The organism is Kitasatospora paranensis, assembly GCF_039544005.1.
Lineage (GTDB): Bacteria > Actinomycetota > Actinomycetes > Streptomycetales > Streptomycetaceae > Kitasatospora > Kitasatospora paranensis.
Map to the genome: position 1 here is coordinate 3930970 of NZ_BAABKV010000001.1, position 18594 is coordinate 3949563.

13 protein-coding genes and 3 pseudogenes are annotated in these 18594 nt (G+C 74.3%); 6 read left to right on the plus strand and 10 right to left on the minus strand.

Annotated features, from left to right (window positions below; genetic code table 11):
• Window positions 1-62 precede the first annotated feature (62 nt).
• A complete protein-coding gene (locus ABEB13_RS18885) occupies window positions 63-1172 on the minus strand; it encodes a threonine aldolase family protein (protein WP_345706430.1) in 1110 nt (369 codons plus the stop codon).
• A gap of 394 nt (window positions 1173-1566) precedes the next feature.
• On the opposite strand from ABEB13_RS18885, the gene ABEB13_RS18890 reads away from it, so the two are divergent.
• A complete protein-coding gene (locus tag ABEB13_RS18890) occupies window positions 1567-2454 on the plus strand; it encodes a M23 family metallopeptidase (protein WP_345706431.1) in 888 nt (295 codons plus the stop codon).
• Window positions 2455-2516: 62 nt separating this feature from the next.
• Here the strand turns inward: ABEB13_RS18890 and ABEB13_RS18895 are convergent, their stop codons facing one another.
• Entirely contained in the window at window positions 2517-3134 is a 618-nt protein-coding gene (locus ABEB13_RS18895) for a TetR/AcrR family transcriptional regulator (RefSeq protein WP_345706432.1), read from the minus strand.
• Window positions 3135-3359: 225 nt separating this feature from the next.
• On the opposite strand from ABEB13_RS18895, the gene ABEB13_RS18900 reads away from it, so the two are divergent.
• Window positions 3360-4958 carry an MDR family MFS transporter gene (locus ABEB13_RS18900; protein WP_345706433.1) on the plus strand — a complete coding sequence of 533 codons (1599 nt, stop codon included), beginning with the start codon at window positions 3360-3362 and terminating at the stop codon, window positions 4956-4958.
• 146 nt (window positions 4959-5104) lie between these two features.
• Here the strand turns inward: ABEB13_RS18900 and ABEB13_RS18905 are convergent, their stop codons facing one another.
• A complete protein-coding gene (locus ABEB13_RS18905) occupies window positions 5105-6064 on the minus strand; it encodes an HhH-GPD family protein (RefSeq protein WP_345706434.1) in 960 nt (319 codons plus the stop codon).
• Window positions 6065-6151: 87 nt separating this feature from the next.
• Window positions 6152-6925: a rhomboid family intramembrane serine protease gene (locus ABEB13_RS18910; protein ID WP_345706435.1), complete on the minus strand. Its 774-nt coding sequence runs from the start codon at window positions 6923-6925 to the stop codon at window positions 6152-6154.
• A gap of 154 nt (window positions 6926-7079) precedes the next feature.
• Between ABEB13_RS18910 and ABEB13_RS18915 the strand changes: the two genes are divergently transcribed.
• Entirely contained in the window at window positions 7080-7502 is a 423-nt protein-coding gene (locus tag ABEB13_RS18915) for a hypothetical protein (RefSeq protein WP_345706436.1), read from the plus strand.
• Window positions 7502-7918, plus strand: coding sequence for a hypothetical protein (locus tag ABEB13_RS18920; protein ID WP_345706437.1), 417 nt, complete (start codon window positions 7502-7504; stop codon window positions 7916-7918). Before ABEB13_RS18915 ends, ABEB13_RS18920 begins: the two co-directional genes overlap by 1 nt.
• 85 nt (window positions 7919-8003) lie before the next feature.
• On the opposite strand, the gene disA is transcribed toward ABEB13_RS18920, so the two are convergent.
• Window positions 8004-9179: a DNA integrity scanning diadenylate cyclase DisA gene (disA, locus tag ABEB13_RS18925; RefSeq protein ID WP_425559893.1), complete on the minus strand. Its 1176-nt coding sequence runs from the start codon at window positions 9177-9179 to the stop codon at window positions 8004-8006.
• Window positions 9180-9239: 60 nt separating this feature from the next.
• Complete coding sequence (gene radA / locus ABEB13_RS18930) at window positions 9240-10775, minus strand: DNA repair protein RadA (protein WP_345706438.1); 1536 nt, start codon at window positions 10773-10775, stop codon at window positions 9240-9242.
• Window positions 10776-12033: 1258 nt separating this feature from the next.
• Here radA and ABEB13_RS40605 point away from each other — a divergent pair.
• Window positions 12034-12519: pseudogene (locus ABEB13_RS40605) on the plus strand (hypothetical protein); the annotation flags it as partial.
• A 425-nt stretch (window positions 12520-12944) separates the two neighbouring features.
• On the opposite strand, the gene ABEB13_RS18940 reads toward ABEB13_RS40605, so the two are convergent.
• Window positions 12945-13757, minus strand: a complete 813-nt coding sequence (locus tag ABEB13_RS18940) for a hypothetical protein (protein WP_345706440.1) — start codon at window positions 13755-13757, stop codon at window positions 12945-12947.
• 161 nt (window positions 13758-13918) lie between these two features.
• Window positions 13919-14464 (minus strand): SigE family RNA polymerase sigma factor, encoded by a 546-nt coding sequence (locus ABEB13_RS18945; protein WP_345706441.1) that lies wholly within the window; start codon window positions 14462-14464, stop codon window positions 13919-13921.
• Window positions 14465-14722: 258 nt separating this feature from the next.
• On the opposite strand from ABEB13_RS18945, the pseudogene ABEB13_RS18950 reads away from it, so the two are divergent.
• Window positions 14723-15328, plus strand: a pseudogene (locus tag ABEB13_RS18950) (NAD-dependent epimerase/dehydratase family protein); the annotation flags it as partial.
• Window positions 15329-15853: 525 nt separating this feature from the next.
• Here the strand turns inward: ABEB13_RS18950 and ABEB13_RS18955 are convergent.
• Both ABEB13_RS18955 and ABEB13_RS18960 read right to left on the minus strand, forming a co-directional pair.
• Window positions 15854-16902: pseudogene (locus tag ABEB13_RS18955) on the minus strand (family 2 encapsulin nanocompartment cargo protein polyprenyl transferase).
• 79 nt (window positions 16903-16981) lie between these two features.
• A complete protein-coding gene (locus tag ABEB13_RS18960) occupies window positions 16982-18283 on the minus strand; it encodes a family 2B encapsulin nanocompartment shell protein (protein ID WP_345706442.1) in 1302 nt (433 codons plus the stop codon).
• Window positions 18284-18594 lie beyond the last annotated feature (311 nt).

Consider the following 18594-nt stretch of genomic DNA (forward strand, 5'->3'; position numbering starts at 1 on the left):
CGCACATCTGACGGTGCACCGGCCCGGCTCCCCTGCGGGGAGCCGGGCCGGTGCGCGTCCGGCTAGGGCTTGAGCAGGGCCAGGAGGGCGGTCACGGCCTCGACCACCTCGTCGCCGCTCCACTCCGTCGCCGGGCCCGCGACGGTGACCTCGGTCATCGACCGGCCGGGCACGGCGGAGGGCGCCCAGTGGCCGAACAGGGCCAGGCCCTGCTCCTCGGCGAGCCGCAGGCCCGCCTCGGCCAGCGCGTCGGCACCGTACGGCAGCCACAGCTGGAACTGGTGGGTGTGCGGGGGCGACGGGTTGACCCGTGCGCCGGGGATCGTGGCCAGCGCCGCTGCGATCTCCCGCGCGTGCGTCACATATCCCTCCAGCAGCGGGAGTTCTCGCTCCAGACCGGCGAGCGCACTGAGGGCGGCAGGCCACTGCCGGAAGATCTGGCCGCCGTAGCGGTGGCGCCACACCCGGGCCTCGCGGACGAACGCCCCGTCACCGGCGAGCAGTGCCCCGCTGAGACCGCCGAGGGTCTTGTAGCAGGACACGTAGACCGAGTCGGCGAGCGCGCAGATCTCCGGCAGGGAGTGGCCGAGGTGGGGCGTGGACTCCCACAGCCGCGCACCGTCGAGGTGGACCCGGGCGCCGAGTTCGCGAGCCGCGCCGACCGTCGCTGTCAGTTCGGACCAGGTCGGCAGGACGAAGCCCGCGTCGCGCAGCGGGAGTTCCAGCGCCACCGTGCCGAAGTGCTCTTCACAGGAGCGCAGTTCGTCCGGCGTGGGCAGCCGGGGCTCAGCGGTCGGCCAGACGGTGTGCAGCCCGGTGAGCCGGGTCAGGGCGCGCCGCTCGTGCACCTCCGGGTGGGCGAGCGGGTGCATCGCCACGACCCGGCTGCCGGTCCGGTCCGCCCAGTACCGCAGGGCGACCTGCTGGGCCATCGTGCCGGTCGGGAAGAAGGCCGCGTCCGGCAGGCCGAGCAGGGCGGCGACCCGCTCCTCCAGGGCGCGCACCACGCCGTCGCCGTAGACGTCGGGCCGCTGGTCGAGGTCGTAGCCGGGATCCGGGCCGTCGGCGAGCGCCGCCAGTCCTTCCCGGAGAGACTGCGGCCGAGTGCCGGAGAGCAGCCGGCCGGCGGAGCGGTAGGCGGCGAAGCGCCGTTGCTGGAAGTCGTTCGTCACCCCACGATCTTCGCCCACGCCGCGGGGCGGCCGCCCGACGGGCCGGGCCGCACCGCCCGCGCCGCCCGCACCGTGCCGCCGCTCGGTGCGGACCGGCAGGCGCGATCCGCCCAGCCGGGCGTGACCCGGCTCACGATTGGCCGGGAGGCATCAGGGGTAACCCGGTGGCGATGGTCACAGGGCCACCCCCGGTACGAGCGAGCGTAGTAGCAGGCCGGGCGCCCGGGGCCAGTCGGTGGCGGCCGGGGGTGCGCGGGCGGGCGGCGGTTACGACGGGCCGTCGTAGGTCACACCGTTTGGGGCGCGGCGGGCGAGCGATTACACCGGAGGAGTCCCCGCTCAGGGAGCCCCGAGGCTCCGCTGGAGCACTGCCCCCTTCTGCGAGGTCTCCCCCATGCGCACGCTCTCCGACGCCGCCCGCCGGCTCGCCCGTTCCGCCGCCGACACCCTTCAGTCCCGCTCCGCGACGTCCTCCGTGCTCTCCGGCGGCTTCCGCCTGGACGCGGCCGGACTGCGCAAGCACCGGGCCACGGTGGCCTCCGGCGGTGTCGCCGCGCTGGCGCTGGGCGCGCTGCTGATGCCGGGGCACGCCGCGGCGCAGACCACCGTCCGGCCGACCATCCCCGGCAGCTCGGTGTTCACCGCGGCAGCAGCGCCGCACCAGGAGGAGCGCCTCGTCCAGGTCGGCGAGCCGAGCACCTACAAGCAGCCCCGCTCCGCGTCCGCACAGGACGCCGTGGGGGTCGCGCACAACCTGGCGCCGGCCGAGCAGCCGCAGCCCGCCCAGCCGGCCGCCCAGCCCCAGCAGCAGGCCCCCCAGCAGGCCCAGCCGCAGCAGCCGGCCGCCCCGGCGCCGCAGCAGCAGTCCGCGCCCGGCTGGTCCTCGCCGGCGCCCGGCGCGCCGACCAGCAACCCGTACCACCGGATCAACCACAGCTACGCGGCCGGTTTCCACACCGGTGTGGACTTCGCGGTGCGCACCGGCACCCCGCTGGTCTCCGTCGGCGACGCCACCGTGGTCTCCGCCGGCTGGGCGGGCGCCTACGGCAACCAGGTCGTGCTGAAGCTCTCGGACGGCCACTTCGCCCAGTACGCGCACATGTCGAAGCTCGCCGTGCACGCCGGCCAGCACGTGCACGCCGGCGACCGGGTCGGCCTGTCCGGCAGCACCGGCAACTCGACCGGGCCGCACCTGCACTTCGAGATCCGCACCGCCAACCGGTACGGCGCCGTGATCGACCCGATCGCGTACCTGAGCGCGCACGGCGCGACCAACTTCTGAGCCGCGCCACCGAGTGCAACAGGGCAGGGACGTCCGGACGACCGGGCGCCCCTGCGGCCGGCTCAGGCGCCAGCCGGCTCGATCCGGGAGGCGATCTCCAGGGCGACGTCCAGGGCGGCCTCGACGGCCTCGGCGATGTTCTCCACCCGGCCCGCGGCGCAGGGGTCCTGGCCCTCCTCGGGCTGCTCGTCCTGCTTGAGCAGGAAGAGCGCCGAGTGGATCGAGAAGAGCGTCATGGTGGCGCGCAGCCGGTCCCGGAAGTCGGCGTTCGGGCCCTGGACGAGGCGGATCATCGCCAGCATCCGCTGCTTGAACTCCAGGCCGGCGGGCGACTCGCGGAGCGCCGGCTGGTTCTCGTGGAAGAAGCGGAGCAGCGGCGCGCGCTCGACCATGCCGGCCGCGAACCGGCGGACCAGTTCGTCCCGCAGTTCGGGGGACCACGGCTTGCCCTCGCCCCAGGCGATGGTGTCGTCGATGGGGGCGGACATCGTCTCGACGATGCCGTGGACGATGTCGTCCTTGGTCTTGAAGTGGTAGTACAGCGCGGCCTTGGTCACGCCGAGGCGGTCCGCGATCTCCCGCAGCGAGGTCTTCTCGTAGCCCTGTGACGCGAAGAGCTCCAAGGCCACCTCGACGATCCGCGCGCGGGTGTCGCTACGGGGGCTCTGCGTCGTACTCATCGCTGGCTGGCCTGCCTCGTGACTGGCGAGATGGGGTGGCGGGTGCGCACCGGCCCGGGGGCGCACCCGGGGCGCGTCGTCGCTGCCCGCGGGCCTGTCTCCGAAACCGGCTTGACGCCCGGCTGGGTAACAACTTACCGTGCCGAGCGACGATTCACTAGCCGGTCGTCAAGTAAGTGAGCCGCGGGACACGCGGCCGAGCTCTGCTCTCCGGGGAGACGCACCATGTCACAACAGCAGGTCGAGGCCGCCGCGGACGAACCCGCGGCCGCCCAGGACCCCACCGAACCCGCCCCGCGCTCACCGCGCGAGATCCGCCTGGTGATGGTCGGGCTCGTGGTCACCATGCTGCTGGCCATGCTCGACAACCTGATCGTCGGCACCGCGATGCCCACCATCGTCGGCGACCTCGGCGGCGCCGAGCACCTGTCGTGGGTGGTCACCGCCTACACCCTGGCGACCGCCGCCTCCACCCCGATCTGGGGCAAGCTCGGCGACCTGCTCGGCCGCAAGGGCACCTTCCTCACCTCGATCGTGATCTTCCTGGTGGGCTCCGCGCTCTCCGGCCTGTCCCAGACCATGGGCCAGCTGATCGCCTTCCGCGCCGTCCAGGGCCTCGGCGCCGGCGGTCTGATGGTCGGCGTGATGTCGATCATGGGTGCGCTCATCCCGCCGCGCGACCGCGGCAAGTACCAGGGCATGTTCGCCGCCGTGATGGCGCTCGCGACCATCGGCGGCCCGCTCATCGGCGGCTTCATCACCGACCACCTGTCCTGGCACTGGACGTTCTACATCAACCTGCCGCTCGGCATCGTCGCGCTCGCCGTCGTCGTGGTGACCCTGCACCTGCCGAAGGTCCGCACCAAGGCGAAGATCGACTACCTGGGCGCGCTGCTGCTCACCGTCGGCATCACCTCGCTCGTGCTGATCACCACCTGGGGCGGCCAGCAGTACGCCTGGGGCTCCAAGGAGATCCTGGGCCTGGGCGCACTCGCCGCCGCCACCCTGATCGGCTTCTGCTACGTCGAGCAGCGGGTCGAGGAGCCGATGCTCCCGCTCGGCCTCTTCAAGAACCGCAACTTCGCGGCCGTCTCGGTGATCGGCTTCATCGTCGGTTTCGCGATGTTCGGCGCGGTCACCTTCCTCCCGCTGTACCAGCAGACCGTCCAGGGCGCCTCGGCGACCAACTCCGGCCTGCTGCTGATGCCGATGATGTTCGGCATGCTGGTGATCTCGCTGGTGGTCGGCCAGGCCATCACCAAGACCGGCAAGTACCGCATCTACCCGATCATCGGCACCGCGGTGATGGCGGGCGGCTCGCTGCTGCTCTCCACCCTCGGCACCGACACCAGCCGCTTCACCTCGGCCTGCTACATGATCGTGCTCGGCGCCGGCATGGGCTTCCTGATGCAGGTCACCATGCTGGTCGCGCAGAACAGCGTCGAGCTGAAGGACATGGGCGTCGCCTCGTCCACCGCGACCCTGTTCCGCACCATCGGCGGCTCGTTCGGTGTCGCGCTGTTCGGCGCGATCTTCACCAGCCGGGTCACCTCGACCATGAAGGACCGCCTCGGCGCGGCCGGTGCGGCCAAGGGCGGCGGCAAGGGCAGCCTGAGCTCGATGAGCCCGGAAGCGCTGCGCAAGCTGGACCCGCGCGTCCAGGACGCCTACCACCACGCGGTCTCCAACGGCATCCACACCGTCTTCCTGTGGGGTGCGGTGATCAGCCTGGTCGCCGTCGCCGCCGCGCTCTTCCTGCGCGAGGTGGCGCTGCGCGGCTCAGGCTCCGGCGAGAAGGCCGAGCCGCAGCTCGAAGCGGTCTGATCCGCAGCATCACCGCGGCCCCGGGGCAACCCGGGGCCGGTGCAACGGCGAGGGCCCGCCCGGTCGTGGTGACCGGGCGGGCCCTCGCCGTCATCGGACCCTGGGGCCTCCGCCCCCGAGTCCTCTGCCACTGAGGCGGTACCCGATCAGCGCGGCAGCCGGTAGACCCCCTGGGCGACCGGCTCCACCAGACCGTCGGCGACGAGTCCGTCCAACGCCCGGGCCCGCTGGACGGCGTCCGGCCAGACCTCGTCGAGCCGGGCCTGCGGCACCTCGCCATGCGCGTCCCGCAGCACCGCGAGCAGCCGCCCGCGGGCCTGCCGGTCGGTGCCCTCGTACGTCTGCCCGCGGCGCGCCGGGCCCTCGTACGGCGGGCGGCCGGCGCGCTGCCAGGCGCAGCGGTCGAACAGCGGGCAGGCCCCGCACTCCGGGCCACGGGCCGTGCAGACCAGCGCTCCCAGTTCCATCACCGCGACCGCCCAGGTGGCCGCCGTCTCGGGGGTGGCCGGCAGGTACTCGGCGGCCGTGCGCCGCTCGGCCGCGGTGGTCGCCTGCGCCGGGTACTCCACCCCGGTCACCGCGCGGGCGAAGACCCGGCGGACGTTGGTGTCCAGCACGACGTGCCGCTGCCGGAAGGCGAAGGAGGCGACGGCCGCCGCCGTGTACTCCCCGACCCCGGGCAGGGCGAGCAGGGCGGCGTGGTCGTCCGGCACCCGGCCGCCGTGCTGCTCGGTGATCGCCACGGCCGCGGCGTGCAGCCGCAGGGCCCGGCGCGGGTAGCCGAGGCGGCCCCACATCCGGACGGCCTCGCCGGGAGCGTCCGCGGCCAGGTCCGCCGGGGTGGGCCAGCGCTCCAGCCAGGCGGCGTACGCGGGCAGCACCCGCTTCACCGGGGTCTGCTGGAGCATGAACTCGCTGACCATCACCGCCCACGGCGAGGCGGACGCCGTCCGCCAGGGGAGGTCGCGGGCGTTGGCCCCGTACCAGTCGAGGACCGTCGCGTGCAGCTCGCCGTGCCATGTGGTCGGCGGTGCGGCGCCGGGTGCCGCGGGCGGTGCGGCGGGCGAGGGGGTGGCGGGCGACGGAGGGGAGGTGATGGCAGCCATGACGCTCCGATCCTCCCACGGCCGGAGACCGGCGGGCGGCCGAACGACGGGCGACCGGACGGCGGGGAGCCGTCCGGGCCCCGAGGGTCACAGCCCGAGGTCGTCGAGCTCCTTGAGCAGGGCCGCCCGGGAGCTGTCCGCCGAGGTCGCGGGGGTCGCCGACTGACCGGGCACCGCGGCACCGGCGGAGCGGGCCGACCGGAGGGACAGCGCCGACGGCCCCGACCGGGCAGCCGGGCCGCGGCCACCGGTCCGGCCCCGGTCACGGAAGAGCCAGGCCCCCGCCAGACCGCCGACCAGCCCGCCCAGGTGCGCCAGCCAGCTGACCCCGGGAGTGCCCGGCACCGCCGTGGTGAGGATGTACGCGAAGGAGGCGCCCATCACGAGGCCGATGAGGCTGTCGATCAGATTCCGGTCGATCAGGCCGCGCAGCACGACGTACCCGAAGTACCCGTAGATCACACCGCTCGCGCCGACCGTGACCACCGTGTCCCGCTCGAAGAGCCAGACCGCGGCACCGCTGGTCAGCGCCACCAGCAGGGTCAGCCCGACGAACTTCTTGACCCCGCGGTACGCGGCGAGGAACCCGAAGACGAACAGCGGACCGGAATTGCCCTCCAGGTGCTGCCAGTTCACGTGCAGGAAGGGCGCGGAGAGCACGTCCGGCAGCCGGTCTACGCGCTGGGCCCGGATGCCGAAGTCGAGCGTGAGGCGGTAGTCGTCGATCCAGTTGACGAGCTGCAGCGCCCACACCGAACAGAGCAGGCCGAACATCACGAAGAACGCCCGGCGCGCCTCGGCGACCATGCGTGCGGGGTCGTCGGAGGGGAGCTGCTCGCCGTCCGTGGCTGGGCTGGTCATGACGCGACTATAGGGCGCCACCGCCCCGAACGGCCCGCGCCCAACCGGAGCAAATGGCGGATCATGTGAAGGAAGTGATCCCCGTACAGTGTTGATGCATCAACTGGTGCACACAGTCTCGTAGAGTTTGCGCGTGCCCTCTCTGCGTCAACCCGTGGGACCGTTGCCTGCCTCGATCTACTGGCGACGGCGTGTCGTCGTGCTCGCCGCCACGGCGGTCGTCATCGCGCTGGTCGCGTGGCTGGCCCTGGGCTCCGACGGCGGGAAGAAACCGCAGAAGGGCGCACTCCCCGCCCCCGCGCAGTCGATCACGCCGGGAGCAAGCCCCAGCGGTTCGGCGATCACCAGCCGGCCCGGCGGCACCGGCGGCAGCGGCAGCGGTTCCGGCGGCGTCTCCGGTTCCACCGGGGGTGACGTCAGCCTCACCGGCGGTGGCGCCAACGGCGGTTCGGGCGGCAGCGGCGGCACCACCGGCGGCTCGACCTCGGGCGGCTCGGACCCGGGGGTTCCTCGTCCGGTGCGGGCGGCGGCACGGGCAGCTCCACCGCCCAGCCCCCGGTCAACACCTCCGAGGTGATGGCCCTGCCCGCGTGCAGCGCCTCGCAGGTCTCCCTCGAACTCGCCAGTGCCCTCAACGCGTACACCGCGAAGGACAAGCCGCGGCTCGCGCTGACCGTCCGCAACACCTCCGGCTCCAACTGCCGGGTGGACCTGGGCCGTACCGTCTCGACCCTCACCGTCACCTCCACCAGCGGTGAGCGGGTCTGGTCCTCCGGCGACTGCCCGTCCGGCCGCCAGGCCACCTGGGTGCAGCTGGCCGCCGGCTCCGGCCTCACCGAGACCTTCGGCTGGGACCGCAGCCGAAGCAAGCCCGCGTGCGCCTCCACCGACGGCACCGCCGCCCAGCCGGGCAGCTACCTCGTCCAGGCGGACCTCGCCCTGCCGTCCGGCGGACAGGTCTCCGCCCGGACCTCCATGCGGCTGGAGGGCTGAGCCCGACCGACGCCCCTGCGGGGGTGCCGGCGGGCCGGCGGCCGGTGTCCACCGAGCGCTCCCGGCCGGACGAACGGGCCGGGGCTCAGACGTAGCGTTCGAGGATCGAGGACTCCGCGAGCCGGGACAGGCCCTCCCGGACGGAGCGGGCGCGGGTCTCGCCGACGCCCTCGACCGTCTGGAGGTCGTCGATGCTGGCGGCGAGGAGCTTCTGCAGACCGCCGAAGTGCTCGACCAGGCGCTCGATGACGGTGTTGGGGAGCCGGGGGACCTTCGCGAGCAGGCGGTACCCGCGGGGCGAGACCGCGGAGTCCAGCGCCTCCAGGGAGCCGGAGTAGCCCAGGGCCTTGACCACCGTCTGCAGGTCCAGCAGTTCGGCGTGGGTGAGGGCCTCCAGGTCGGCGAGCACCTCGGTCACGGTGCGACCCTTCTTGGCCGCGCGCTCCGGGAAGTAGTCGCGGGCGACGAGTTCCCGCTCGGGCTCGACGCCGGCGATGAGCTCGTCGAGCTGGAGCGAGAGCAGACGTCCGTCGGTGCCGAGTTCCAGCACGTACCCGGCGATCTCGGCGGCAATCAGCCGGACCATCTCCAGCCGCTGGACGACCGCGGCCACGTCACGGACGGTCACCAGGTCCTCGATCTCCAGCGCGGAGAGCGTGCCGGCGACCTCGTCCAGACGGAGCTTGTAGCGCTCCAGGGTGGCGAGGGCCTGGTTCGCCCGGGAGAGGACGGTGGTGGAGTCCTCCAGGACGCGCCGGCTGCCGTTGACGTACATAGCGATCAGCCGCATCGAGTGCGAGACGGCCACCACGGGGAAGCCCGTCTGCCGGTTCACCCGCTCGGCGGTGCGGTGCCGGGTGCCGGTCTCGTCGGTCGGGATGGTGGCGTCCGGCATCAGGTGCACACCAGCCCGGACGATCTTGGTGATGTCCTTGTCCAGGATGACCGCACCGTCGAGCTTGCAGAGCTCGCGCAGCCTGGTCGCGGTGAACTCCACGTCCAGCACGAAACCGCCGGTGCAGAGCGAGTCGACGCTCTTGTCGAAGCCGAGCACGATCAGGCCGCCGGTGTTCGCCCGCAGCACCCGCTCGAGGCCGTCCCGCAGTGCCGTGCCCGGCGCGATCGCAGTGAGAGAAGCCCGCAGCAGGGCCTCCTCGCGGGGGACCTGTCCGCCCGGTCGCTGGCTGCCACGTGACTCCTCCGGTCGAGCCGGACCGCGTGGCGCGGCGCCCGACGGTCTCTCGCTTGTTACTGCACCCAATAGCAATTGCCCATTAGACAGGCCAAAGTCTAACTGCGTGCGGCAATAACGGTGCCGGAGTCACCCGAGTTCGTCGGCGCCCACCGGCTCCCAGCCGTCCATGAGCTCCTCCGGATGCGCCGGGACGAAGCGTTCCAGGGCCGCCCGGGCCGGGTCGGACGGGCCGCCGCGGACCGGCTCGGCAGGCGGTGCGCCGCGCTCCGCCCGGGGCTTGGCGGGGGATCGGCGGCGGCCCGGAATGGCCCGCAGCGCCTCGCCGATGTCGGACACCTCGACCACCTTCATGCCCGCCGGCACCTTGCCCGGGTCCGGCGGGACGAGCGCATGGGTGAAGCCCAGCCGGTGCGCCTCGGCGAGCCGGCGCTGCACGCCCGTCACCCGCCGGACCTCACCGGCGAGACCGACCTCACCGATCGCCACGAGGTTGCTGGGCAGCGGGGTGTCGGAGGAGGAGCTGGCGACCGCGAGGGCGATGGCGAGATCGGCGGAGGGCTCGGTGAGCTTCACCCCGCCGACCGTCGCGGTGTAGATGTCCTGCTTGCCCAGCTTCACCCCGCCGTGGCGCTCGACGACCGCGAGGATCATCGCGATCCGGGGCGACTCCAGGCCGGAGGTCGTCCGACGGGGCGACGGGATCTGCGAATCGACCATCAGCGCCTGGACCTCGGCGACCAGCGGGCGGCGGCCCTCCAGGGTCACGGTCAGGCAGGTGCCCGGCACGGGCTTGTCACGCCTGGTCAGGAACAGCCCGGACGGGTCGGCCAGCCCGGCGATGCCCTCGTCGTGCAGCTCGAAGCAGCCGACCTCGTCCGTCGCGCCGTAGCGGTTCTTGACACCGCGGATGATCCGCAGCCGGGCATGCCGGTCGCCCTCGAAGCTGAGCACCACGTCGACCAGGTGCTCCAGCAGCCGGGGCCCGGCGATCTGGCCGTCCTTGGTGACGTGGCCGACCAGCAGGGTGGCCATGCCGCGGTCCTTGGAGGCCCGGATCAGCGCGCCCGCCACCTCGCGGACCTGGGCGGGACCGCCCGGCGCGCCGTCGAGCTCGGCGGAGGCGATGGTCTGGACGGAGTCCAGGATCAGCAGGCCGGGGTTGACCGCGTCGATGTGGCCGAGCACCGCGCCGAGGTCGGACTCGGCCGCGAGGTAGAGGTGGTCCGAGAGCGCGTTGATCCGGTCGGCCCGCAGCCGGACCTGCCCGGCGGACTCCTCGCCCGTCACGTACAGCGTGCGGTGGCGGTCGCTGGCGGCCTTGGCGGCCACGTCGAGCAGCAGGGTGGACTTGCCCACACCGGGCTCGCCGGCGAGCAGCACCACGGCGCCCGGCACCAGGCCGCCGCCGAGCACCCGGTCGAGCTCGGGCACGCCGGTGGACCGCGCGGTGGCCACCTGCCCGTCGACCTGGCCGATCGGCCGGGCGGGGGCGCTCACCGGCCCGGCCGCGGTCGTCCGGATCGGCACGGCGCCGTACTCCTCGACGGTGCCCCAGGCATTGCACTCGGGGCACCGGCCCACCCACTTGGGGAGCTGGTTGCCGCACTCCGTGCAACGGTATGCCGGGCGCGGCTTGGCGGTGGTCTTGGTGCGGGCTGCCATGCGGCCAACCGTAGCCGGTGGGTCCGACAGTGCGGACCCGACCGGACGACCGGAGCCGTCCGGTCGGGGGACGGCGCCCCCGCACGCCCCCCGCACGACCCGCCGACCGGCTCCCGCACGGGCTCCCGCACGACCGCGCCAGGGTGCCTCCCGGTGAGGCGCGGGCGCCCCGGATCGGGTGGTCCTGTTACCCGAAAGAAGTACAAGAGCCCGGAATCCCGGGGGCCGGACGGGTGCGCTGCCTACCGTCGGGAGGGTGACGAGCATGCTTGAGACCCCGGTGACCGCCGCCTCCCCGCTGTGGCAGGCCTACGGCCGGCACGTGGACGGGCTGTTCACCTACTGCCTCTCCGTCCTGTGCGAGCACGACGCGGCCCTCGCGGCCGTCGGCGAGGTGCGCGACCTGGCGCTCCGGCACGGCGACCGGCTGGCCGACCCCGAGCTGCGGCGGGCCTGGCTGTACGCGCTGGCCCGGCACTGCTGTCTGCGCCGACTGGAGGCCGGCACGGGCGGGGCCACGGCGGAGACCCGACCGGGGGTCGTCGCCCGGCGCCGGGAGGAGCTGGCCCGGCTGGCCTGGCCGGAGGCGGCGGGAACCGATCCGGACCAGCGGGAGGCGCTGGAGCTGGCGGTCCGTCACCGGCTCGGGCCGCCGGAGGTCGCGGCGGTGCTGGGCCTGACGGTGCCGGCCACCGAGGACCTGCTGGCGGCCGCCGGGGCGGAGGTCGGCCGGACGAGGACGGCGCTGCTCGTCCTGGGCGTCGGCAGCTGCCCCGAGCTCGCCCGGCTGGGCGGGGTGGGAGCGGAGAGCTGGCGGGGTTGGGTGCTCGGGCCGGCGCTCCGCCGCGAGCTGGTCCAGCACGTGGTCCGGTGCCCGACCTGCCGGGGTACGGCCGAGCGGGTCGCGGGCGAACTGGAGCCCGGGCTCTCCGGTCTGCCGGGGCTGCCGCTGCTGCCGGCACCGGCCGCCGTCCGGGCCGGGGCGAAGGTGGGCCGGGCGCCGGGCGGCGCGGCGGGGGCCGCGTTCCTGGCCGGCGCGGCGGCCGGGCGGCGGGCGGCGGCCCGGGCCGGAGACGTGGTACGAGCGGGGCGGGGCGCGGGTCCGTTCCGGTCGGCCCGGGCAGCGGGCGTCCCGGCCGCGTCCGCCAAGGCCGGCGGCGCGGGTTCCTGGGCCGCCTCGTGGGCCGGGGACGAGACGATCCGGTTCGATCAGCGCGGTTTTCCGCGGCACCGGGCGGTGTCCGCCGGGCGGTCGGCGATGCGGCAGCGGGTGGTGACCACGGGGGTGCTGGCCGCGGTGCTGAGCGCACCGGTCGTCGCCCTGTGGGCGGCCCACCGCGGCGGGGACGGCGCGCACGGCGCGGCGGCGGTCTCCTCGGTGCGGGTGGACGCCCCGGCATCCGATCCGGCCGGGGCCCGGGGATCCGGACCGGACGGCACGGAGGCCTATCCGGGGACGCCGGGCGCGGCTGCGCTGCAGCTGGCCGGGGCGGCGACTGCAGAAACGTTGCTGCCGACCGTTCAGGGTGCCGCCGTCCCCGTGCCGTCCCACGGTGCCGGACGCTTCGACGACTCGGTGCTGGACCCGCCCGCACCGGCCGGCCCCGGACAGCTCACGGTCGAGGCCGGCGAGTACGGCAGCCGCACGGTGATCACACTGACCAACTCCGGCGGGACGACGATCCAGTGGCACGCCGTACTCGACGCGCCCTGGCTGCGGCTCAGCCGGGACGAGGGGTCGCTCGCACCCGGCCGGCGGATCACGGTGACCGTCACGGTGGACGAGACCGCCGCACCCGCCGGGCACTGGACGGCGCACATCGCCCTGCCACCCTCCGAGGCCGTGGTCACCCTGGAGGGCGGCCCGGTGCACCGCGACGGTCCGACCCCGACGGAACCTCCGGGCGGCGACCGGCAGAGCCCGCCCCCTCCGACACCGGCGGCACCGGGGGCGGCACCGGCGGCCCGTCGGGCACACCCGGTACGCCGACGGCCCCGGCCGATCCGACGACGCCGGCACCGGGCGGTTCACCGCAGCGCAGCGGGCCGCCCACCGCAGAGGGCGGGCCGACCGGCAACCCACCCGCATCGAGCACGCCGCCCCCGTCCGGCTCCCCGGCTGCCACGGGCGCCCCCGCCCCCTGACCGCGCTCGCACCGCAGCCGCCCCTCACCCCACCGGTCGACCGACCACCGGGATTCCCGTCATGGCCCTGTCCCAGACCGGGTCGAGGGCGATCTCCCGGAGGCGGCCCAGGCTCAGCGTCGGCTTCGCCACGGAGACCGGCGGTGCCCCGGCAGCGGGCCACTCCGTGACCGACACCCGCTTCCCGTCCTCGCTGAGCAGCAGACAGCTCCACCCGACGCTGTGGGCCGTCGGGATCGGCTGCCGCACCTGCAGCAGGGCATGGTCACCGACCGGCGAGGTACTGCACTTCACGGCCGCGCCGTCCTGCGGGCTGTCGCACGGCATCGCCGCCAGGAGCAGGTCCTTCAAGGACATCACCGGCATCCGCTGCAGAGCGACCGTCACGACGAACCGCTCGGCCCCGTCGTTCAGGGTGAGTTCGGCCAGAGGCCGGGCATCGCCGCCGTCCACGGCGGAGACGGTGCCGATGCCGCGCGAGCCGACGACCTTGAAGCCCGGCAGCCGGGCGGTCAGCGCAGCGACCATCTCCTCGTCCGTCAGGCCCGGGGCGGTCGAGCGCGGGGACGGCGACGAGTCGGAGGAGACGGTGAGCGCAGGCTGCGCGGGAGCCCGGCCGGAGACCGTGAAGTCACCGGCGACCGCACCGCCGAACGCCACCAGGGCCAGGGCCAGCGCACCGCCGACAGCGGCGCCCGTCCGGCGCCGCCGCAGCCGCCGGCCGTGGGCGACGGCGCCCAGCACCATCAACTGCCGGTCGGGACGGAAGGCGTCGCCGGTCTCCCGGAAGAGCTGGACGAGCTCCTCCTCGGTACGGAGCTCGGGCGGTTGGGACATGGCTGTTCACCGTCTCTGCGGTCGGATCGGGTGGTACGGGCGGGCGGGGGGCATCTGGGTGCCGCGTTCGGGCCGGCGGACCCGGTCCGGCCGGCAGCGGCGGCAGTGGGCGGCCCGGCCGGCCGGTGGTCGTGCGGCGGACGGGACGTCCCCGGGCGGGTTCATCGCAGTGCGAGGTCGCCCAGCGCGTCCCCGAGCAGGATGCGCAGCCGGGCCAGTGCGCGCGAGCTCTGGGTGCGTACCGCCCCCGGGCTGGAGCGGAGCAGTTCGGCGGTCTCCTCGACGCTGACATCCTCCCAGTAGCGGAGGACGAGCACGGCGCGGTCCCGCGGGGACATCCGGGCGAGCGCTTCGAGCAGGGTGAGCCGAAGGGTCGAGTCGCCGTCCGGGCCGGCCAGGTCGGGGATCTCGCCCGTGGGCCGCTCGGTGCTGCTGCGCCGCCGCACATGGCTGAGGAAGGTGCGGTAGAGCACGCCCTGGGCGTACGCGGCGGGGTTGTCGATCCGGCGAGTGCCGGGACGCCATCCGCCGCCGGTGCGCCAGACGGCGTACATCCGGCCGAGGGTCTCCTGGACGAGATCCTCGGCGAGATGGGTGTCACCACCGGTCAGCAGGCAGGCGGAACGGTACAGATGGCCGCTGCGCGTCGCGGCGAAGTCCAGGAACTCGTCGTCCCGGGCACCGCGTGCCGCGCCTCCCCTGGCCATCCGTCGCCCCCGTCACCCCGTGTGTTCCGCCTGCCTGCATCTCTCTGACGCGACGGGAGGGACGGCACGTTACAGCTGGGCCGGATTTTCTTCGAACGGACGTCCGCCAGCCCGGCCGGGGGACCGCCGCCGGATGGTCGGGGGCATCGAGGCCGGGCGGCGGGGCCGGGGGCCGGGCGGTCCGCCGTGGGCGAACGGCCGTCCGCCCGGGGCGAACGCCGGGTCCGGTGGCGTCGCCGGAGGGGCAGGGTGGCGGGCATGGACATCCTCATCCTCGGCGGCTCGTCCTTCCTCGGACGGGCCTACGTCACCGATGCACTCGCCCGCGGCCACCGGGTCACCACCTTCAACCGCGGCGTGTCCGGCCCCGACCAGCCCGGCGCGGTCGCCGTGCACGGCGACCGGAACTCACCCGACGACCTCGCCCGGCTGGTCGAGGGACAGCACTGGGACGCCGTGGTGGACACCTCGGGCCAGCAGCCGTACGCGGTGGCGCAGACCGCCCGGCTGCTCCGCGACCGGGCCGGCCACTACTCGTTCGTCTCCTCGATCCACGCCTTCGCCGACTGGCCGGCCGAGGCCGTCGACGAGGACTCCCCCACCCACGACTGCCCGGCCGACACCCCCGCCGACCAGCCGCCGGCGAACGCCCTGAAGGCCGGGTGCGAGCGCGCCGTGCTGGAGCACTTCGGCGAGCGGTCCTCGCTGCTGAACTGCGGCCTGCTGATCGGCCCGTACGAGAACGTCGGGCGGCTGCCCTGGTGGCTGGAGCGGATCGCCCGCGGCGGACGGGTGATCCTGCCCGGCGATCCGGGGCGGCCCATGCAGTTGATCGACGCCCGGGACTTCGCCGCCTTCGGCATCGGGCTGCTGGAGGACGGGCTGACCGGCCGATACGTGACCACCGGACCGGTGGGCCAGACCACCATGGCGGGGCTGTTGCAGGCATGCGTCGAGGCGACCGGGTCGGACGCCGAGCTCGTCCGGGTGGACGACGAGGCCCTGCTCGCCGCGGAGGTGCAGCCGTGGACGGAACTGCCGCTCTGGTCGCCCGACGAGCCGGACTGGGCCGGAATCTGGCAGTCCGACAGCTCCCGCGCCCGGGCGGCCGGTCTGCGCGACCGGCCGCTCGCCGAGACCGTACGGGACACCTGGGCCTGGATCGTGGAACGCGGCCCCCGCGAGGTGCCCTACACCCAGGGCGGCACCCCGTTGGGGATCTCGGCGGAGAGGAGCGGATGCTGCTGGACGGCCGGGCCGGCTGACCCGGTGGCCGCCCGGCCGGTGGCCGGGTGGCCGGGAAGGCGCTCGGCCGCTCGGTCGACCGGCCGGGTGGCCGAGCAACCGGGTGGCCGGGCGGCTCAGCGCGAGTGGCTCTGTGCCAGTGGCTCAGTGCGAGCGTCGGGTGACCAGCTCCGCGAGGGCGAGCAGGTCGTCGGCGGCGGCCGGGTCGGGGACGGCATCCGCGAGGTGCGCGATCGCCGCCGCCATCCGCTCGCAGGACTCGCCCTGCGCCCAGGCCCGGCCACCGGCCCGCTCCACCGCTGCGGCGGCCTGTTGAAGCTCGGCCGCGTTCAACGGGCGGTCCAGCCGGTAGAGGGCGGCGAGCTCCGCCGCGGCCGGAGTCCCGGAGCTCAGCGCGTAGACCACGGGCAGTGACTTCTTGCGGGCGGCGAGATCGGCGCCGACCGGCTTGCCGGTGACCGTCGGATCCCCCAGATCCCGATGAGGTCGTCGATCAGCTGGAAGGCCAGACCGATCTCGCGCCCGAAGGCGTCCAGGACGTCGGCGGTGGCCTCGCCGGCGCCCGCATACAGGGCGCCCAGCGCGCACGCGCAGCCGAGCAGCGCGCCGGTCTTGCCCTCGGCCATCGCCAGGCACTCCGCGAGCGTGACGTCGCTGCGCTGCTCGAAGGCGCAGTCGGCCTGCTGCCCGGCGCAGAGCTCGACGACGCAGTCGGCGAGGCGGCGGACGGCTGCGGGGGCGGCCGGGTGGCCGTCCTCGGCGAGGACGCGCAGGGCGAGCGAGTGCATGGCGTCGCCGGCGAGGATCGCCTCGGTGGTGCCGAACACCCGCCAGGCCGTCGGCCGGTGCCGACGGGTGCGGTCGCGGTCGATGACGTCGTCGTGGAGCAGGGTGAAGTTGTGCACCAGCTCAACCGCGGCCGCGGCCCGGACGGCGGTCGCCGGGGTGCCGCCGGCCGCCTGGGTGGCGGCGAGCACCAAGGCGGGGCGAATCGCCTTGCCGGAGCCGGCGATGCAGGGCGTGCCGTCCGTCTCCCACCAGCCGAGGTGGTAGCCGGCGACGCGCCGCATCGAGTCGGGCAGGGTGTCGACCGCGGCGTGCAGGGCCGGGTCGACGGTGGCGCGGGCGCGGGCGAGGACGTCGGCCGCCTCGTGCCCGTCGGTGTGGTCGCGCTCGGGCGCGAAGATCCCCATGTGGTCGTCCCCCTCGGTGTGGTGGCGCCGGGCCGGCGGTGTGCGACCGCCGCCCCGGCGCGGTGAATGCGTCGGACGGTCAGTCGCGGCGGGCCACGTCGACGTTCTCCAGCACGCCGACGGCGTCCGGCACGAGGACGACCGCCGAGTGGTAGGCCGTGACCAGGTACGAGATGACGGCCGTCTCGTCGATGCCGGCGAAGCGGACCGAGAGGCCCGGTTCGTACTCGTCCGGGATGCCCGTCGGGCGCAGGCCGATCACGCCCTGGTCCTCCTCGCCGACGCGCAGCGCCAGGACCGAACTGCTGCCGGCCTCGCTGATCGGGATCTTGTTGCAGCTGAGGATCGGCACGCCCCGCCAGGCCGGCACCCGGCTGCCGTGCACCTCCACGGTGCCCGGGTGGATGCGGCGGCGGTTGCACTCGCGGCCGAAGGCGGCGATCGCCTTGGGGTGGGCGAGGAAGAACCGGGTGCCGCGGCGCCGGCTCAACAGGTCGTCCATGTCGTCGGGGGTGGGAGGGCCGGAGTGGGCCTGGATCCGCTGCCCGTGGTCGGCGTTGTGCAACAGGCCGAACTCCGGATGGTTGACCAGCTCGTGCTCCTGCCGCTCGCGCAGGGCCTCGATGGTCAGACGCAGCTGGTGCTCGGTCTGGTCCATCGGCTTGTTGTAGAGATCGGCGACCCGGGTGTGCACCCGCAGGACGGTCTGCGCGATGCTCAACTCGTACTCGCGCGGGGCGAGTTCGTAGTCGACGAAGGTCACGGGCAGTGGGTGCTCGCCGACGTGGCCGGCGGACAGCTCGATCGCGGCCTCGCCGTACGTGTTCTGCGCCCGGCGGGCCCGGTCGCCGAGGGCGGCCCGCTGGGCCCGGAGCGCCGCCGAGCCCGCGGCGAGCTGCTCGAAGGCCTGCACCGGCAGGGCCAGCAGAGTGCCCGTCGTGACGGCCTGGGCGCTGCTCCCCCAGGCCGTGCCGGGCCCCGCCAGGGCCTCCGCGCCGAGGTGCTCCCCCTCGGCGAGGAAGCCGAGCACCGTCGGGGCGCCGTACCGGCCGGTGCCCGTCCGCTCGACCCGGCCGTGGGCGATCAGCAGCACCTCGTCGACCGGGGTGCCCTCGGTGGCGAGCACCTCGCCGGCCCGGAACTCGCGCTGGACGCAGCTCCCGGCGAGCCCGGCCAGCAGGGCCTCGTCCTCGATGCCGCGCAGTGCGGGCAGCTCGCCCAGGGTCGGCGCGAGGACCTCCACCCGGGCGCCCGTCCGCACGAAGGCGATCCGACCGCCGCCGACCGCGTGGCTCAGCCGCCGGTTGACCCGGTACGTGCCGCCGGAGACCTGGACCCACGGCAGCATCCGGAGCAGCCAGCGGGACGAGATCTCCTGCATCTGCGGGGCGGACTTGGTGGTGCTGGACAGATTCCGCGCGCCGGCGGTGCTCAGGCTGGACTGCTCACGTGCCTGCGGAGCGTCCCCCGGGCGGGAATACCGACGCTGGTCTCGGTCGACATCGAAGAACCCTCCGCATGAATCGGCTGCGCACCGGAAGTGCCACCCTGCAAAATCATGCTGACGCCCATTCGGCTCCGCGCGCAATCACTCGTACGAGTGGTCCATTGAGCCAAACAAATCGTACGAATGGATCGCATGCTCGATGCGTTTTCACCGCGTCGACCGAAAGCGCCACATTCGATCGACGG

What these genes read in the sequence shown, in the direction of transcription:
- ABEB13_RS18895 (WP_345706432.1), bottom strand. Translation starts at nt 3,134, where the DNA reads ATGAGTACGACGCAGAGCCCCCGTAGCGACACCCGCGCGCGGATCGTC.
- ABEB13_RS18960 (WP_345706442.1), bottom strand. Translation starts at nt 18,283, where the DNA reads ATGCAGGAGATCTCGTCCCGCTGGCTGCTCCGGATGCTGCCGTGGGTC.
- radA (WP_345706438.1), bottom strand. Translation starts at nt 10,775, where the DNA reads ATGGCAGCCCGCACCAAGACCACCGCCAAGCCGCGCCCGGCATACCGT.
- ABEB13_RS18910 (WP_345706435.1), bottom strand. Translation starts at nt 6,925, where the DNA reads ATGACCAGCCCAGCCACGGACGGCGAGCAGCTCCCCTCCGACGACCCC.
- ABEB13_RS18945 (WP_345706441.1), bottom strand. Translation starts at nt 14,464, where the DNA reads ATGGCCAGGGGAGGCGCGGCACGCGGTGCCCGGGACGACGAGTTCCTG.
- ABEB13_RS18940 (WP_345706440.1), bottom strand. Translation starts at nt 13,757, where the DNA reads ATGTCCCAACCGCCCGAGCTCCGTACCGAGGAGGAGCTCGTCCAGCTC.
- ABEB13_RS18920 (WP_345706437.1), top strand. Translation starts at nt 7,502, where the DNA reads ATGGCCCTGCCCGCGTGCAGCGCCTCGCAGGTCTCCCTCGAACTCGCC.
- ABEB13_RS18890 (WP_345706431.1), top strand. Translation starts at nt 1,567, where the DNA reads ATGCGCACGCTCTCCGACGCCGCCCGCCGGCTCGCCCGTTCCGCCGCC.
- ABEB13_RS18905 (WP_345706434.1), bottom strand. Translation starts at nt 6,064, where the DNA reads ATGGCTGCCATCACCTCCCCTCCGTCGCCCGCCACCCCCTCGCCCGCC.
- ABEB13_RS18900 (WP_345706433.1), top strand. Translation starts at nt 3,360, where the DNA reads ATGTCACAACAGCAGGTCGAGGCCGCCGCGGACGAACCCGCGGCCGCC.